The organism is Pseudoalteromonas sp. bablab_jr010, assembly GCF_016464105.1.
GTDB lineage: Bacteria > Pseudomonadota > Gammaproteobacteria > Enterobacterales > Alteromonadaceae > Pseudoalteromonas > Pseudoalteromonas simplex.
Window position 1 is genome coordinate 1 of sequence record NZ_JACDWV010000091.1, and the last position, 2,945, is coordinate 2,945.

5 protein-coding genes are annotated in these 2,945 nt (G+C 37.5%); 1 reads left to right on the forward strand and 4 read right to left on the reverse strand.

Annotated features, from left to right (window positions below; translation table 11 throughout):
- Positions 1 to 337 precede the first annotated feature (337 nt).
- Positions 338 to 493 carry a hypothetical protein gene (locus JIG37_RS09700; protein WP_199529265.1) on the forward strand — a complete coding sequence of 52 codons (156 nt, stop codon included), beginning with the start codon at positions 338 to 340 and terminating at the stop codon, positions 491 to 493.
- Positions 494 to 716: 223 nt separating this feature from the next.
- Here the strand turns inward: JIG37_RS09700 and JIG37_RS09705 are convergent, their stop codons facing one another.
- The 4 genes from JIG37_RS09705 to JIG37_RS09720 form a co-directional block, all read right to left on the reverse strand.
- On the reverse strand, positions 717 to 1,100 hold the full coding sequence (locus JIG37_RS09705) for a DUF6678 family protein (RefSeq protein ID WP_199529266.1): 384 nt from the start codon (positions 1,098 to 1,100) through the stop codon (positions 717 to 719).
- Positions 1,101 to 1,202: 102 nt separating this feature from the next.
- Complete coding sequence (locus tag JIG37_RS09710) at positions 1,203 to 1,730, reverse strand: hypothetical protein (RefSeq protein ID WP_152967117.1); 528 nt, start codon at positions 1,728 to 1,730, stop codon at positions 1,203 to 1,205.
- 117 nt (positions 1,731 to 1,847) lie between these two features.
- The gene (locus JIG37_RS09715) at positions 1,848 to 2,132 is read right to left on the reverse strand and encodes a hypothetical protein (protein WP_054552152.1); all 285 of its coding nucleotides are present in this window, start codon (positions 2,130 to 2,132) and stop codon (positions 1,848 to 1,850) included.
- A 117-nt stretch (positions 2,133 to 2,249) separates the two neighbouring features.
- On the reverse strand, positions 2,250 to 2,771 hold the full coding sequence (locus JIG37_RS09720) for a hypothetical protein (RefSeq protein ID WP_054552153.1): 522 nt from the start codon (positions 2,769 to 2,771) through the stop codon (positions 2,250 to 2,252).
- Positions 2,772 to 2,945: the final 174 nt, after the last annotated feature.

The following is a 2,945-nucleotide window of genomic DNA, read 5'->3' on the forward strand; positions in this document are numbered from 1 at the left end:
AATATCAGCATGAAAACCGACGACATTACTTGCTTCATCCTATGTATTAACTCGCTCTAATTCGAGCTGAAGAAATTATGGCTTAAAAAGTTAGGCAAGGATCAGTGCGTTTAACTTGACTGTGGGAGTCATACCAACGCTCGATTAACGGGTAAAAAATTGTAGGCTAAAATTGAGCGAAGCGAATAGCCCGCAAGTTTTTTATCCCTGTTTAATTGCTTGTTAGGCAATGTGTTACGCATGAGGCTCAGTTGGGTAACTATGCATTACACACCTTTGATTACATTTGTCACAATCTGCCGAGATAACCAACTTATAGTTGATGAAATACCCAAGAATGTTGAGCAATTTTGGCATGTACTTCACTAAAAAGCGTGCAAGTATTAAATACAAAATAACTACAGATACTAAAGACCTTAAAAGTACAGGGTTTGTGTTTACACCTGCCAAAATTGATCCAACGGCACCGACAAACAGTGATGTTACTCCGTAGACTATCGCAAACAAAATTGAGGCGAAAGGAATGCAAAGTACAAACAATCCAAAACAATCTAACAGACTAATTTTAAATTCGATTTTCCGTTTAGATTTATTTCCACAGACGCTACATTTCATCGAGTTGCCTAACGCCCGCATAATGGGCGGATTAAGCTTGGCTAAAATAGCGAAGAATGAGCGACAGCCAAGCTAAAGACGTCCATTCATTGATGCGTTTGTTAGGTATACTTTGCACCAAATTCTTTGTAACACTTTGGAAAGTAACCCCAAACTCTTATAACTGAGTCTGTCGCTTCAAATTCAAAGCCGATGCGTTGAATAAGGTTTAGAACCTTTTCAGACAAATCAATATCAATCCACTCAACACTCAGCAGTGTGAATGGCAAGTGATAGTACCATTCGCTATCCCAACCAGAAATGTAACCGTTAACTACCTTTGTTCGGTAACAAGGTTTTTCTGAAAAATCGCGAACCTCAGAAATAAGCTCATTCCATTTGGTATTGTTGGCTGCCCCAACCAACTGCCTTTCAGCAATAATTCTCATTGCTTCTTTTTTATACTTTTCATCGGAAACGGCGTCAGCCATTGGCATCAGACTCATTAGTATACCTAACGCCTTAAGAAACGGCGAAAAATAGCAGGCTAAACTAAGCGAAGAATGAGCGCAAGCCTGCTGTTTTACGTCTATTGTTTAATTAACTTGTTATATTTCTACTGCACTCCAAATCACTCCGTTTAGAGAAATAACTACGTGCCTTTCGCAACCCTCAAACTCTTTTTCAGTGAAAAGTATATGGTCAAAAGGCGGGCTTAAATCATAAATTCCATCTCTAAAAGATACAAAACCTTCAAAATCATACTTTAAAAGGTCAATACCCTCACTAGTGAACAAATCAGTCACCAACTGGCCTTTATTGCAAGTAATTTCATGGGTAGGAGCAATTGAGTGAAAGAAAACTCGGCTATGTGCCGCAGCTTCATAGTCGCTACCACAACCGTATATCACTAAGCTAGATTCATTGGAGCAAACAGTTCTTTCAACAATTAATTCCCAATTTGATTGCGCCCAATCATGGAAATAATCATCAAAGCAAACGGCAAAGTCTCTATCTCTTGAATCAGCTTCTTTTGCATATGATTCATATGAAGCCAATACGGAGCTAAAGCCTGAATTCAATATGCTCCTGAAGTTTTTAATCGCTAGTGGTAGCAATTCTTGATTTATACTCATGCCAGTGACTCAATAGAAATATAACGCCGCAAATAAACGGCTAAAAATAGTTGGCTACAATTTGTGAGGAACGAACAAAGCCAACTGTTTTTTGTCCGCACTTTTTAATTTGCTTTGTTATATGCCGTTTACAACATGTATTTCCCAAAGTTTGTCAAACTCTTGCTGAGTAATAACCTTTGCGAAAAATAAAGGATCTGAGTTTATTTCTTCGATACTAGGGACTACATCAGTTCCAAGTAATGTTGTTTTCGAACTTTGATTACTTGTAGCAATGCCCACAGTGCCGTCTGAGAAAAACTCAAGTTTTCTGATTTCGAAATTATCAGCACCGACCTCCGAAACAAGCCTTATAGGATATACGCTCGATTCATGGTTCCAAGTTACATCTATGTATTTCAAGTGCTCGATTTCCCTTAGGCATATAACGCCGCAATATGGGGCGCATAAATGCTTGGCTAAAATTAGCGACGAAGGAGCGCAAGCCAAGTGTTTTGCGTCCCACACATAATTGCCTTGTTATAAGCCACCGATAACTAAATGATAGATATTTGTGACTAAGGGACTAAACCAATCAAGCCCTTTAAAACTAACTATTATCCAATAAGTTAATAGTAAAGTAACTAAAAGATACATGATTGCATAAAGTTGAACTACTTTAAAATTACCGCCTGTTTTGAAGCCATCCTTGGGTACAAATGTAGCCGCGAATGAATATAAAAAACCGCCAGTGCACCAGAAAATAAAAAATACTATATCCAACGAAAGCTGATAGTTAATGGAATATGCCAAATAAATATACGTGTATGAAAGAAACGCTCGATATAATGCATATAAATATTGGTCAGAATACTCCCCTAAATCAATAGCATCCAAGAAATAACCACTTTCGCGTTTTTCAGGAAATAAGTAGCTTAAAGGAATAGCTAATAATATGAGTATTGGGCTGAATAATTGGGAATCAATTAACCCAATAACGAGGAAATACGCTAATAAAAGCCAAAAGTTAAAATATCGTTTCTCTAGTTTTAAAATACTCACAGGGTTCCAAAGTGACGGTGGCTATTGTGGCTTATAACATGTTTATAGCGAGCTAATCGCGCGTTTTTCTACCACAGCGTAGCTCGTTTTTCTTATTAGATTATTTCTAACAAACTTGTTAACTAATTACCAGTGTTATTAAAATTTAGGAGTTCTCGCTTTTACCTCAGGATA